The organism is Terriglobus albidus (assembly GCF_008000815.1).
GTDB lineage: Bacteria > Acidobacteriota > Terriglobia > Terriglobales > Acidobacteriaceae > Terriglobus > Terriglobus albidus_A.
This window is the reverse complement of sequence record NZ_CP042806.1, coordinates 1267391-1281858: the sequence shown is the minus strand read 5'-3', so window position 1 is coordinate 1281858 and position 14468 is coordinate 1267391. Positions and strand designations below refer to the sequence as shown.

At 60.0% G+C, this 14468-nt stretch carries 8 protein-coding genes; 3 read left to right on the top strand and 5 right to left on the bottom strand.

The window, feature by feature from the left end; translation table 11 throughout:
* Nucleotides 1–27 precede the first annotated feature (27 nt).
* Nucleotides 28–3528: a TonB-dependent receptor gene (locus FTW19_RS05180; protein ID WP_187143285.1), complete on the bottom strand. Its 3501-nt coding sequence runs from the start codon at nt 3526–3528 to the stop codon at nt 28–30.
* A gap of 259 nt (nt 3529–3787) precedes the next feature.
* On the opposite strand from FTW19_RS05180, the gene FTW19_RS05175 reads away from it, so the two are divergent.
* Genes FTW19_RS05175 through FTW19_RS05165 form a run of 3 tightly spaced genes read left to right on the top strand, consistent with a single transcriptional unit; the run spans nt 3788 to nt 7558 of the window.
* Nucleotides 3788–4756, top strand: coding sequence for a substrate-binding domain-containing protein (locus tag FTW19_RS05175; RefSeq protein ID WP_147646644.1), 969 nt, complete (start codon nt 3788–3790; stop codon nt 4754–4756).
* On the top strand, nt 4753–6885 hold the full coding sequence (locus tag FTW19_RS05170; RefSeq protein ID WP_147646643.1) for a sensor histidine kinase: 2133 nt from the start codon (nt 4753–4755) through the stop codon (nt 6883–6885). Before FTW19_RS05175 ends, FTW19_RS05170 begins: the two co-directional genes overlap by 4 nt.
* Nucleotides 6886–6892: 7 nt before the next feature.
* On the top strand, nt 6893–7558 hold the full coding sequence (locus FTW19_RS05165) for a response regulator (RefSeq protein WP_147646642.1): 666 nt from the start codon (nt 6893–6895) through the stop codon (nt 7556–7558).
* 94 nt (nt 7559–7652) lie between these two features.
* Here the strand turns inward: FTW19_RS05165 and FTW19_RS05160 are convergent, their stop codons facing one another.
* From FTW19_RS05160 to FTW19_RS05145, 4 genes are all read right to left on the bottom strand, one after another.
* Nucleotides 7653–9125 (bottom strand): alginate export family protein, encoded by a 1473-nt coding sequence (locus FTW19_RS05160; RefSeq protein WP_147646641.1) that lies wholly within the window; start codon nt 9123–9125, stop codon nt 7653–7655.
* Nucleotides 9126–9226: 101 nt separating this feature from the next.
* Nucleotides 9227–10486 (bottom strand): nitrate/nitrite transporter, encoded by a 1260-nt coding sequence (locus FTW19_RS05155; protein WP_147646640.1) that lies wholly within the window; start codon nt 10484–10486, stop codon nt 9227–9229.
* 139 nt (nt 10487–10625) lie between these two features.
* Entirely contained in the window at nt 10626–12863 is a 2238-nt protein-coding gene (locus FTW19_RS05150; protein WP_246153578.1) for a molybdopterin oxidoreductase family protein, read from the bottom strand.
* Nucleotides 12860–14458 carry a DmsC/YnfH family molybdoenzyme membrane anchor subunit gene (locus FTW19_RS05145; protein WP_147646639.1) on the bottom strand — a complete coding sequence of 533 codons (1599 nt, stop codon included), beginning with the start codon at nt 14456–14458 and terminating at the stop codon, nt 12860–12862. Before FTW19_RS05145 ends, FTW19_RS05150 begins: the two co-directional genes overlap by 4 nt.
* Nucleotides 14459–14468 lie beyond the last annotated feature (10 nt).

The window sequence follows — 14468 nt, the reverse complement described above, 5'->3', positions numbered from 1 at the left end:
ATTGACGTCCCGCCCGCCAAGGGCAACCTAGAAGCTGAGCCGTGCGCTTACGCGGAGCGTACGGTTCGAGTTCGAAGTCGTAAGGACACCGAAGCCGCCGGAGGCAATATTAGCCGATGGGTTAGCGAACTGGGGTGTATTGGTGATGTTGAAGCTCTCACCCATCAGATCGAGGGCGATAGACTCATAGATCGGGAAGGTGCGCTTCAGGCTGGCATCGAGGTTGAACAGGCCCGGACCGCGGACGCTGTTGCGGCCCGAGGTACCGAACCGGACAGCAGTGACATCGCTGAAAGCCGCGGAGCTCAGATACTGCCGCGCGCCATTGGTGTTGCTGCTGAGGATCGGATTGACTGAGTAATTGCGATCGGCGAGCTGCGTGTTGCCGGGCGCATTCAGCGAAGTGCTGGACGCCGTGACGTTGAACGGAGTTCCGCTCACGCGGCTGAGAGCTGTGCTCAAACGCCAGCCGCCGATTACGTTGCCGACAAGACCCTGATTGAGGAAGTACTGACCTTTGCCGAAGGGCAGCCAGTAAACCGTCCACCACTGGAAGTTGTGCTTGCGGTCATAGCCGGCCACAGCCCAGTTGCGATCCCAATAGGTGGGATATGCAAAGGTAAGGCCGGAGGCCGCTGCATTGTCAGAGGCGTTCATCGCCTTGGAGAAGGTGTAGATGAGTCCCGTGGAAAGATGCTTGGCGCTAGCCTTGGTAAGCTGCGCCTGCAGACCGTTGTAGGAGGATCCGCGGAACGGCTGCAGCGAGTTGATGTCGGTGTTGTTGGTGTTGGCGCCATAGGTGGCGTTCAACAGCCGTCCGGCGGTGCCTCCGTTGATCGGAGCAGCATTGATGTTCACGCTGTTCTGCTGACGGATGGCTTGCGTACCGACATATGCCAGATTCGTGGTCATGCCCCAGGCGAGTTCCCGCTGCACCGAGAGGTTATAGCTCTCGATATAACCGCGGCGGAAGTTCTTGGGAACGGTGACGGTGGACAGATTGGATGCCAACGGAAGGAAACCGGAGCTTATATCCGGTGTTGAAAGCGTCGGGATACCAACCTGCGTCGCGGTGGTCTGCAATCCAGGGTTGATGCTGCTGGCCGCTACCAGCGAATTGGCTCCATTCAGTGCCAGGCCGACAGCAGCCGGGTATGACTGCAGCAGGCCTCGCAGCGTATCCGGATCGGTCGTGATACCGAAGCCCGAACGAAGGACAGTCTTGTTGTTGATGCTGTAGGAGAAGCCGAAGCGTGGAACGATCATGCCCCAGCCATTGGAGGTTCCGGCATGCTGATCGTTGCCGCCCTTACCGCCGACGATCACTGTGCCGACCGTATGCGTACCGTTGCTGTCCGTGACGGTGCTGCGGAGGCTGGGATCATACCGCACAGTTCCGAAGTGGTCGCCGACCGGCAGCGGATAATACTCGTAGCGCAGGCCGTAGGTCAGCGTCAGCTTCGGCGTGGCCTTGAAGGTGTCCTGCACGTAGAACGAGAAGGTGGAGTAGCGCAACGGTTCTGGGTTGAAGGTCTGAATCGTCTTCTGGACCTGCTCTGCCTGGCCAAGCAGGAAGCTGGCAAAGGAGCTGACGTTGGTCGTGCTGGTGGCCAATGCATCCGTGCCAGTCACCGCACCTCCCGAGAAGATGAACGAGCCGCGCGGCGTGGAGAACGATCCCGTTCCCGGCTGGAAGTGATTGATGGCGGCATGCAGATACTCTCCGCCGAAACGGATGGCATGCTTACCCTTTACCCAGGTTGCATTCGCGTTGCCAGTGTACTGGTTGTCGCGGAAGAGGAAGGGGCTGCCGGTATTCGCATTGCCAAGCGAGGCGTAGGTGGTGAAGTAGAAGGCCGGCAGGCCGCCATAGAGCGTCTGGCCGTTGTAGTTGCTACCGGGAATATTCAGCGTGCTGGTGCCGTAGTCACCGAGAGCGACATCGTCAGACTGCGCGCCAAGGCGCTGGCGTGTATAGCCCGCATTCGCATCCATCGCGAAGTTCGGGGTGAAGGCGTGCGTCAGTCCGAGACCGACGTTCTGCGTACGTCCCGTTGCATTGCCCGGCTGACCGCCGTCGTAGGTGCCGCCGCCAGGGTTGGCGCCGAAGGTCTGCGGGTCACGAATGGAGTTCGGCGAAATGCTGTAGTGGCCGAAGTAGCTGGTGTTCTGCGAAGGAACGTAGGTGATCTTCGTGTCGTAGTTTTCACGCAGAAAGGCGTTGGTTGCCGATCCGAAGAAGTTGTTGGTTGCCGGATCAGTGCCGGCCATGTTCGGCGCCGGAAGATTCTGCAGCAGCGTTGCGGCGGCAGGTGCGATACGTGAAGACGGAATGATGTTGCCGGAGAAGGCGCTCTTGTTCGCGCCGGTCGCGGTGCCGGTCGCCGGATCATAGAGACGCGTAGCGGCTCGAACACCCGAGATCGCCGTCTGGAACGCCGAGAAATCACCGGAACGCATCGCGAGCGTCGGGACCGAAAGCGTTCCGTTCACGGCCTTGTTCACCGAGACGCGGTTGTAGTCGAAGAAGAAGAAGAGACGGTCGCGAATGACAGGGCCGCCAATTGATCCCCCGACCTCGTTGTAGATGTTCTTCTGGCGGATGCCGGTGCGGTTCTGCCAGCTCTGCGCGTTGAACTGCGCGACGGAATTGAATCCCCATGCGCTGCCGTGGAAGTTGTTCGTACCGCTCTTGATGGTGACGTTGATAGCCGATCCGCCGGCGGCGCCCTGCTCGGCGTTGAAGCTTCCGGTCACAACGTTGATGTTCTCGATGCCGTCCGTCGGAGGCAGATACGCCACCAGGTACGGCAGCCATGGATAGGCATTCACCGCGCCGTCGATACGCGTTGTGTTCGTGGCGTTAGAGACGCCGTTGACGTTCACCGCCTGGGCACGCTGCGGATTGGCGCCGGCAGAGTTCTGCTCCGCGGGCGGCGTCGAGCCGGGGACAAACTTATACAGACTCTGGAAGTTGCGGCCCGTGCTGGAGGTTGTAGGGAGCTCTGCGATCTGCTGCTGCGAGATGTTGTAGCTGGTCTCGGCAGACTCGGTCTGCATCGCCGGTGGCGCGGAGCTCACGGTCACTTCCTCGGTCGAGGAGCCGACCTGAAGCTGCACACCCACACGCTGTGTTGTATTCGGCAGCACAGCAACGTTTTCCTGATGGAAGGTGGTAAAGCCGTTCGCCTTCACAGTCACACGATAGGTGCCGGGCAGGAGGTCACTCAACAGGTAGCTTCCATCCTCAGTGCTGGTCGCGGAACGCGCGACCGAGGTTGCTACATTGGTCGCGGTGACCGACGCTCCTGGAACAACTGCGCCGCTTGCGTCAGTTACACTGCCCGTCAGCGTTCCGTACAGAACCTGTGCTTGTGTGAAGCCCGCCCCCGCGAGCACCAGCAGTGCCAGCATCAGCACGCTGCGAAATCTGGTCTGGCCCTTTTTCAGAATCTCCAGTTGGCCAGTCGAAACCGGGTTACCGGGGCATGCCGGATGGCTCCCCTCGTTGTATTTGCATTGCGTCATACGTCTTCTCCGTAGATTGCTTCGGTTGCTTCCGTGACAAGCTGGAATCGATGTTGCGAGGCCGGGGGCGGCTGTAAACGACATCCGAATTCCGATTTATTGCGCGACCCGAAAAATATCGGTTAGAGAGGACGATTGGCATGGTACAGATGTACTACGCGGATTTTCCTGGAAGCTCTCGACAAACATTCATACGGAATCGTTATACTTATTTGTTGGCCCGAACACGCTCTTTTACAGAGGCTGGGCCCCGTTCCGAATGAACGTTCGCCGCATCTCCTGCCTCCTGGCGCTGGTCACCCTGACCGCGCTGCTCGCAGGCTGCAATCGTCCGCAGCCCGTAATCGGTGTGGTGCCGCGAACAACGGGAACATTACTCTGGGAGCCGCTGCATCTCGGCATCGCGGAGACGGCACACAACAGCGGCCTGCATATCGAGTGGAACGGACCGGCAGACCTAAGTAACGTAGAAACCCAGCTCAATCTCTTCTCCCGCATGCAAAGGGATCAGCTCCGCGGCATCATCTTCGCACCGGAAGAGACACTTGCCAGCCGCAGTGTGGTCCTCGACGCGATCAAGACAAACATGCCTCTGGTCATCGTGGACGATGAGGTCGGCCCTCCTGCTGGTCCGCTTCTCTCCTATGTCTCCACCGATGAACGCGCAGGTGCATCGCTTGCAGCAAAGCGCATCGCGCAATTGCTGCACGGTCGCGGCTCCATCGCACTGATCGGCGTCAGCCCACGTTCTGAGAACGGCCTGCGACGTCAGCAGTACCTGGAAGAAGACCTGGCGCAGATTGCACCTGAGATCAAAGTCGCCGTGCGCGTCTTCGGTGACGCCAACATTCCACATCAGCAGCAGATCGCCGCTGAGGTTCTGAAGCGCACTCCTGCGGTTGACCTGATCGTCGCGCTCACCCCGTTTGCAACGCGCGGCGCCTACTACGCGAAGCTGGCAAGCACACCCAGGTCGCAGGTGCCGGTCGTCGGATTCGATCAGGACATCCTCTTCCCCGTGCAGACTGGCGATATCGATTCCGTCGTCGTACAGAACACACGCGAGATCGGCCGCATCGCCTTTGAGCGCATGCAGCAGGAACTGGCCGGAAAAACTCCAGAGGGACACACGCTGGTTGCTCCGTTTCTACTCACCCGTGAAACCCTCACCAGCCCAACCATCACCAGCCTGCTCGCGTATGAGGCCTACGACTGGAGCTCGCAATGAAGCTCCGTCGCAGGCACGCGGTGTGGCTGCTGTTGGCAACGGCAGCTGTGCTTCTTATAAGCGCTGCTTTCTTCGTGCAGACCGATCCACAGTCGAAATATCTTCCCGGTGAGAACGAGCTTTCGCGCGCGGATGCGTGGAGGCCCCGCGGTGGAACATGGTCCGGTGGGAACCCCGTCGTAAATACCTCGGAAGAGCGCGGCGCCAAACTGATCAGCCGCGCCGGACCCTTTGCCGATATCAAGCTGGAAGCCGACGTGCAAATCGCCGAGCCCTTCGGAGATGCCGGCCTGCTGCTCCGCACCAGCGATGAAGAAGAGGGAGTGGATGCCTATCATGGCTATTACCTCAGTGTGCGCCCGGTGGATGCGACGTGGGAGTTTGGCCGCGCCGACTTCGGCTGGCGGCCGCTTATCCGTAAAGCAGTTCCGCGGGCGCAAACCGCTGCCGGATGGTTTCATCTACAGATCGTTGCCGTGGGCTGCCGCTATGCGATCTCGGTAACCTTTCCGCAAGCCCCTTTTTCCGGGCCGACCTCAACACCTGTTCCTGTCACATCCTCAGCGATCATTGATCAACCGGGCTGTCTGACCAAAGGACACTTCGGCCTGCGATCGCAACACACCAGCGCACAATGGAAGAACATCCGTGTTAGGCATGCATCAACCAAGGACCTGATTGCGACAACTCCCCTCAACGGCCAGCCGGACGATGAAGCGCTTTCTATTCCGGCGCCGCCTCTTACGCGCGATGTCGCCAGTACAACCGCGGCATTTGCGGCAGAGGCCAACCGGCACGCCTTCCCTCCCGGCGCCAGCCCGATTCAGAGCACCCTGATGTCTCCTGGTGTCTACCCGAACACAACCATTCAGGGAACGGTCATCGCGACGCTGCCCCTGCTTGATGTGCAGGACGACACTGGAACCCTCGTCGTGAATCCCGACTCTCCGGTGAATGTGAAACTAGGCGATGTCATCCGGGCCGAGGGCACCCTGGTCTCGGAGCGATTCCGCATTCATCTGAACGATGCCAAGGTCCGCGTTCTGTGGTCGGATGTTCCCATCCCGCCTCTGGCAGTAAACGCGGACGAGTTAACCGGCGGCACTTACCGTGGACGATTCATCGAGCTGGAAGGGACCCTCATCTCAGCCAATACGACCAGCGAAGGCTATCAACTGTTGCTACGCGATCGCGAGACCACCTTCAGCGCGGTGGGCAGCAATAATTTTCATCTGGAGGCAAACAGCCTGCGACCGGGCAGCAGGTTGCGGCTGCAGGGAACGGCGACCTCGCTCTCTGAGTTCACCCACGACCTCTATCCCTTCATCGTAGTCGTAAACCGTATCGATGTGATTGCGCCTCCGCCGTGGTGGTCGCCCGAACATATCGCTCTCGCCATCGCCGCGGTCGTCGCTCTCTTTCTGGCAGCGCAGTTCCTGCTGCATCGCATGCAGCAATGGCATCTGCGCGCCATCCTGAAAGAACGGGAGCAGCTCGCCTACGAGATGCACGATACGCTCTCGCAAAGCTTTACCGGCATTGCCTATCAGCTTGAAGCCGCGAACCTGGAGCGGCGCGGTGAATCCCATATCCGCCAGCACATTCAGAACGCGCTGCGCATGGTGCACCTGAGCCATCGTGAAGCCAGCCGGACGATCGCTGCCCTGCGCCCCCAGTTCCGCGATGCGGCGGCGATTCTCGCGGCGCTGCGCGCCTCCGCCCTCCGGATGAGTGATGGTGGAACGCTCGAGGTAACGACACAGCTCCGCGGCAAGAACCGCCACCTTCCGATCCAGATCGCCGACGCACTGTACCGCATCGGACAGGAAGCTATCAGCAACGCAATGCAACATGCCGAAGCGAAATGTCTGGAGATCGGGCTGAGTCTTACAAACCGCGATGTTGAATTTTCTGTCCGCGACAACGGGCGTGGCTTTACACCGAAAGAGAGCACCGGGACGCTCGGCCTGTCTGGCATGCGCGCCCGCGCAGACCGCATCAAGGCAACGCTCGAGATTCATTCCCTACCCGGTAAGGGCACAACCATCCTGGTGAAAGCGCAGCTCCGACTTGCCGGAAGTCTTTTGTACCGGCTGCGCGCTACGCTCCGCCCCTATCCGGAGTCTTAAGAGTTACATGAGTGAGTTTGCTACACGTATCAAGTCGACAGAAGAAGCCGCAGACAAGATCCGTCTGCTGATGGTGGACGATCATCCAGTCGTTCGCTTCGGCCTTGCCGCGCTGCTTGGACTGCAACCGGACCTGGAGGTTATAGATTGCTGCCCTGATGGAGACGCCGCACTTGCGGTGCTGCAGGCGATACCCGTCGATATCGTCCTGGTAGATCTGCGTATGCCTGGCCTCTCAGGCATTGAGACCATTCGCAAGATACACCAGACCTCGCCACAAGCCCGGCCAATCATTCTTTCCAGCTTTGAGTACGACGAAGAGATCTATGAAGCAGTCAATGCCGGCGCCTTTGGATACCTGCACAAGGACGCGCCGGCCGAAGAGATTCTGCGTGCGATTCGCCAGGTCCATACAGGCCACCAGGCCTTTCCCCGGCGGATTGCGGAGCGCTTGTCGAACCGGCAGATGACCGCAGGACTCAGCTCCCGGGAACGGGAGATTCTGGAACTCGTCGCAAAAGGCCTTACAAACAAAGAAGTTGCCAACGCGCTCCGCATCAGCCAGTTCACAGTAAGAAACCATCTGAATCACATCGCTGCCAAGCTCGAAGTCAGCGATCGTACCGAAGCGATCTTCGTCGCCATTCAAACCGGCCTGATCAAGGTCCCGTAGAACCTTCCCGGACACCGGGTGCCCCAGGTCCCCATAGGGACCTGGGTATTCGAGCGAAGCTCGAACCGCCTTCTCTCGCTTCGCTCGATACGCCCTAGTGGCTATGACCGCCCAGGACCTTCTGCAAGCGATAGTTCAGCTCAAAGTATCCGTAGTTCGCGCCGCCTTCCGTCGGATAGATCGCACTGACAACCGACTTCCCGAAGGCATGCGCGTAATACGTTCCCAGCGACAACTGCTTAGTCAGCGTAATGTCGGCACTGATGTCATACAGCGAGCTGAAGCTATTGTGGTTATTCGCCGGCCGTCCCGTATAACCGAAGACCTTGTTATCGAAGGCCCCGCCCCCCTGGTACCAGAAATCCGAGGCCGAGGTGAGCTTGAGGAAGTGAAGATCGGAACGTAGATCCACTCTCTTGCTGGGCTTATCGACAAGCTGCACGAAGGAATCGGTGGAGTTCATCGAGTTGTAGAACGGGAAGCGCGCATAGATACGCGGCGTGGGCAAGACCTGGAAGAAGGTGTTGTGCTTGTTATCCGTCGCATTGTTGTCACCGGTGGAGCGCAGATAGCCGCCACGAACCCACGGTGTCGTCTTGACCTTATCGAAGCGCACGCCGCCCTCTACTGCGATCGCTCCTGCGGAGTGATCCTGCACTCCCCAGGAACCGACCTGGCCGGCGCCCCACAGCAGGAAGTCGACTGTGGTATGGCCCGCAGGCACCGCTGCCAGCAGATTGCCGCCGAAGGTTCCAATGCGGATGTTCTTGTGATCGAGCGCGCGTGCTGCAGCGCTGCGATTATCCGTCTTGGTCAGCCCGGTACGGCCGTCATGATAGCCGAGACCGAAAGCGCGAACGATCACGCGCTGCTTCGCCAGCACATGCGTATAAGCCAGGTACTGCACATCAACGTTCAACTCGGGGTTGGCATTCATGTTGAAGACACCCTGCGTCGCGCGGCCGCCCATTGCGGTCAGGTTCCAGCTCTTGCCGCCGAGCTTCCCTTCAATACCATCGAAGGAGCGCTGTCCATTCGAGAAGCCGAAGTTGCCTATCAGGCGATGGCCGACACGGTTGGTCTGTATCCAGAGCAGCGTGTTGTTCTTGGGAACGATCTCCTGTCCGTCAAAGAACTCGAAGCGGCCTACGCGCAAGGTGTCCGGCTCTTTCTGGAAGTGATAACGCAGGAAGCCCTGCCGGAGCGAAGCGGCGGCCGGATTGCTATTGTTGTTGTTCGCGGCATAGTAGGTGCCGCCCAGGCCAAGCTGGCCCTGCGCGGCGACTGGAGAAACCGCATCGGTTGGCAGCGCCAGCTCAGCGCTTTGACCGATCTCGAGTTGATAGTCCCACTGGCGAATGCGCTGCGTGATGCCAAGCCGCAGCAATGAGTCCTGGTGGGCGTAGCGTTCCGAGGTTGGTGTCGCGGCAAACCACTGCGTGACGTTGCTACGCTCACGCAGGATAGCGGTGACATTCACGGCAGACGATGGAGGAGCGGCTGGGGACTGCGCAAACGAAGCCGCAACAGATGCCACCGAAATGAAGGCGAAGAGAGCGGATTTCACGGAAGAATCTCCTTATTACGACAAAGCACGGGTGTTATCGCGGCAAAGCATGCGACGCGATGGAAAACAGCAATGGACGATCGAGCGAAGAGGGTGCCGCACTATACGGCGAGCGCTTCCTCCTGGCTTTCCGCGTCGAGGGAAGTAGCTGCGGCAGGCGCAAGGGCCCTGCCGCCTTCTCCGACCCAGGTACGCGTCCACTTCCGTGAAACGATGCGCAGCATCACCAGCACGAAGAGTGCAAAGACGGCGTAAGCCGCGAAGCCTGCTGCGAACGAGCCGGTGTGCTGTTTGGACTGTCCAAGCACGTTGGGCAGAATGGAGCCGCCCAGTGCGCCGATCTCTCCCACCATGCTGCCGGCGACAGCAGTCGCCAGAGGCCAGCGCAGTGGAACAAGCTGGAAGGTCGCTCCGTTACCGGCGCCAAGCGCGGCGAAGCAGAGCATGAAGAGCACCGTCGTCACGACCAGGGATGGCGAGGTCACCAGACCGAAGATACCGGCAATAGCGACCAGGAAGACGACGCTCAGCGTTGTAACGCCGCCGACACGGTCAGCAAACCATCCACCCACAACACGGGTCATGCTGCCCAGTAGCGTGGCACACATGGTCAGCGTTCCGGCCTGCGTCTTAGGAATGTGGAACTGCGCGACGAAGAGCGAGGGCAGGAAGGTTGCGAGACCGAGGAAGCCGCCGAAGGTAATGATGTAGATGAGATTGAAGTACCAGCCATCACGCTCCACCAGGCACTTGAGGTGCTGGCGCAGTGTCTGATGTTCGCTGTCAGGCGGTTCCTTGGCGAAGATGATCATCACGATCAGCGGAAGCAGCATGAACAGCGCCGCGAAGCCGTAGACGTGCGACCAGCCGAAGGCCTTCGCCAGGCGCGGAGCGAAGAAGGCTGCGACGGCCGTGCCACTGTTACCGGCGCCCGCGATTCCCATCGCCAGCCCCTTGTACTGTTTGGGGAACCAGCCCGCGCCGAGTGAGAGCGCCACGCCGAAGCTTGCGCCAGCCGTGCCCAGCAGAACGCCCATGGCCAGCACGTTGGAGAACGTGTGCACGAAGAAGTAGCCGTAGAGCAGCGCCAGGATAATGCAGCTCATCTCGACGATCGCCGCGCTCTTACGGCCGATGTACTGGCTCAGTACGCCGAGTGGAAAGCGCATGAGAGCGCCTGCCATGGTAGGAAGCGAGACCATCAGGCCGACCTGCGCCGGCGAGAGGTGGAACTGCTCGGTGATGAAAGGTCCCATTGCTCCGTTCAACACCCAGACAGCAAAGGTGAAGTCGAAGTAGAGGAACGATGCGAAAAGCGTCGCTGGATGACCGGATTTGAGAAAGTGCTTTACGTTGGCCATTTTGAAAGGCTCCTGAGATCTGAAATGTCGAAATGTAACTGCGGCACGGAGTACTGCTACGGCAGGAGCGAACATCCAGGTTCGGCTCGGTACAACACTCGCGGCGGCCATGGGCGCGAGAAAGTCTTACAGAACAGTGTTATTTCAGAGCGGAACGCTCAACACAGACGGCGCACTGCTTGAAGTTGGGCTCGCGGCTGATAGGGTCAAAAGCTCCCAGAGTCACGAGGTTGGAATTCTGCTCAGCAAAGTGGAACGGCATGAAGACCTGTCCGGGAGCGACAATCCCGGTAATGCGCAACTCAACGTCGCGAACATAGGCACGCCTGGAGCGCACCGTGACACGATCATGCTGGCGCAGCGAAAGCCGCTCAGCATCGGCCGGATTCATCTCAAGCCATGCATTGGGAGACATGGCGTCGAGCATGGCAACAGCGCCGGTTTTGGTGCGCGTGTGCCAGTGCTCAACGGTGCGTCCGGTGTTCAGAATCAAATCGAATTCGGTGTTCGGCTGCTCCACGAAGGGTAGGCACGGAACACAGTGCAGTAGAGCGCGGCCGTTCTCGCGAGGGAACTGGCCATCACCGTAGAGCCGCTCGCCGCCCCACTGCTTGCCGCCTTCGTCTTCGATCTGCTGCCAGGTGAACTGGCTGTAGTCGCACATGCGCCCGGCGGAGACCTTCTGCCACTCGAGCCATGCGTCGTGCGTGCTGCTCCATCCCGGGAAGAGCCTGTCCTTCACACCCAGCCGCTCGGCGAGCCCGAGGAAGATATCGAAGTCAGACCGCGCCTCGCCCGGCGGCACGGCAAAGGCATTCACTTTGCTTATCCGGCGCTCGGAGTTGGTATACGTCCCTTCCTTCTCACCCCAGATGGCCGCGGGAAGAACAAGGTCGGCATAATCCATCGTCGGTGTTGGATAGAAACCATCCTGCACCACGACGAACTCCGTGGTCTCAAAGGCGTGCTTGAGCAGATTCAGATTCGGGAACGAGACCACGGGATTCGTAGCAATGATCCAGATCGCTTTGACCTGCTCTTTGACGGCCGCCTCGATGATGTCCGGATACGCGAGCCCGCGCGCCGTGGGCAGCTCCTCTTCCTCGATCTTCCAGAGAGCAGCGAGCGCCTTACGATCTTCAGGGTTATCGAACTTCCGGTAGCCGGGCAGAGCCGAGGTGAAACTGCTCTCGCGCGACCCCATCGCATTGCACTGGCCGGTGATGGAAAACGGAGCGCTGCCCGTGCGGCCGATGTTGCCGGTAATCATCGCGAGGTTGTTGATCGCCGCGACGGTATGCGCGCCCTGAGTGGAGTGGTTCACACCCATCGTCCAGCCGATGAAAGCCGACTTCGCCTCGCCGTACAGACGAGCCACCTTCTCGATGGTCTCGATCGTGAGCCCTGTGGTCGCGCTGACCGCCTCCGGCGTGTAGTCGGCGACGAAGCTGACGAACTCATCCAGACCTTCCACGTGCTCGCGGATGTACTCGCGGTCGACCAGGCCATCGCGCAGCAGGATATGCGCAATACCGTTGACCAGCGCGATGTCGGAACGCGGCTTCACCGGCAGATGAAGATCGGCCATCATCGCAGTCTTGGTGACACGCGGATCCACAACAATCAACATCTGGCCGGGCTTCTTGCGCAGGCGGTTGCACAGGATAGGATGATTGTCCGCAATGTTCGCGCCAATCAGCAGCACGACATCCGCCGTCTCCATATCGGCATAGGACCCTGGAGGTCCATCCGAACCGAAGCTCAGCTTGTAGCCTGAAACCGCACTGGCCATGCACAGCGTGGTGTTGCCGTCGTAGTTGCGGCTGCGGAAGCCGAGCTGCACCAGCTTGCCTAGGGTATAAAACTCCTCTGTCACCAGCTGGCCGGTGCTGATCACACCCAGCGAGTCATTGCCGAAACGCTCCTGGATCGACCCGATACGCGTCACCATCACCTCAAGGGCTTTGTCCCAGGAGATCGGCTCCAGCGGAGTGCCGCGCCCACCGCGGCGCAGCATCGGCGTAGTGGCGCGGCCGGCAGCCTCGATCATCAGGTGCTCACTGAGCCCCTTGGGGCAGAGCTTACCCAGATTGACGGGATGGTCAGGGTTTCCGCGCGCGGCAACGGGACGTCCGTTGCGCGTGCCGACCAGCATGCCGCAACCAACGGAGCAGTAGCCGCAGGTCGTCTTCGTCCAGGTATCCGCAATGCGCGACTCAGAGATGTAGCCGAAGCGTGCATCTTTGCCATAGCGATACTGCGTGCGCGCGATATCGAAACCCAGCCAGCGCTGCATCCGCTGGAAAAACGTGAGCGGCTGCATCCTGACACGGTCTTCTGCGACTGCATTGGCGTATTGTGTCACCCGCTTCTTCATGTCGTCGCCCTTCCATGAGACCCATTGTTGAGGAAGGTCAATCCCATGCTGAGCGGAACCACCGAGACGAAGAAGAGATAGCGGTTGAGAAGCACGGCCGCAGAAGCCGCGGCGAGCGAGAGCCAGGGCATCGGCGCCAGAAGGAAGAGCACGGCCTGGATAGCGCAGATCCAGGAGAGCGCTACCTTCCACCAGAGCTGTTCGCCGCGCAGATGGTTGTAGCTGGCGTGGCGTTCAAAGTTTGTGGAACCACGCAGCCTGGCAATGCGAACAATCTGGTTCGCAATCCAGAGGATGGCAGCCAACGCCACAGCCCGGGGATGCGGCGCAACATGAGGAAGAGCTACCGCCATACCAACTGCGTGCAGCCGCGTTGCCAGCCAAACCGCAGGCGCCTGCATCACCGCCATCACCGGCCCAGCCATCAGGAAGGCCGAAAGTACGAAGTCGAGTGGCGTGTGCAGCATGTTCCAGGCCGGGCGCGCCTTCACCAGGTAGATACGGGCACTGGCGAGCGTGCCTGCAAGTCCGATCACGGCTGCTACAAGCGCCAGCGGAGTTACCGCGCGTTCCAGCGCAGGTCGCAGCAGCGATGCCCATGCAACACCGGTGGATACCGTCAGCGCCACCAGGAAGAGCGTGAAGCAGAGAACCTCACGGCTCAGCCACGAACGCCTCCACATCTTCAGAGCGCGCCAGGCATAGGCAGGCCGTCCGAGATGGAAGATGGAGATATTGATCGCGATGACGGTAACCAGTAACAGCAGCGACAGACTTACCGCTCCGAGGTTGCGGTCCAGCAATAGACCGCAGAGCAGACCAAACGCTGCCTGCATGGCAGAGGTCATCACAACAAGAGAAGGATGCGCATGTTCGAGCGCGATAGAACCGGTATCGACACGATCCAGCCAGGTAACGGAGCTCTTCTCAGGCAGGGTGATGCGCGTGGTGGAGACTGTCTGGCCGGAAGGAGGCATACCCGGCGAATCGGCGAGGGAGTGGTCCGCCGTCCACTCGTTCTTGTTCACGATCTCGATCTGGATCGCGTTCTCCGGACATGCATTGACGCATGCAGGCTCGCGATTATCGAGCAGGCGCTCGCGGCACATGTCGCATTTACCAACGACGCCGCGCTCCGGATTGAACTGCGGCACGCTGTAAGGGCAGTTCCACACACAGTACTGGCAGCCGATGCAGGCTTCGGCAGAGTGCAGCACGATCCCCGTAATCGGATCTTTACTGTAGGCATCGACAGGACATCCGCGCAGGCAATCGGCGGTGAGACAGTGGTTGCAACCCATCGAGAGATAGGTGCGCATCACATTGGGATAGATACCGCCTTCCAGCTCGCCAACGCGGCGCCACTTGATGTCGGCCGGATTGCCATTCTGCTCATTGCAGGCAATCTCACACGAGCGGCAGCCGATGCACTTCGTCATATCGAAGTGGAAGCGGTACTGCTCTCCAGCCTCGAGCGGCCGCGATGGAATCAGCGCATTTACCAGCGAGGGTGCGGCTCCACCCTCAACCAGGGTGAGCCGTACCAGCTCAGCGCTGTCGGTCTCCATCGCTCGTTCTTGAAGCGGCAATGCCACGTTCGTTTGC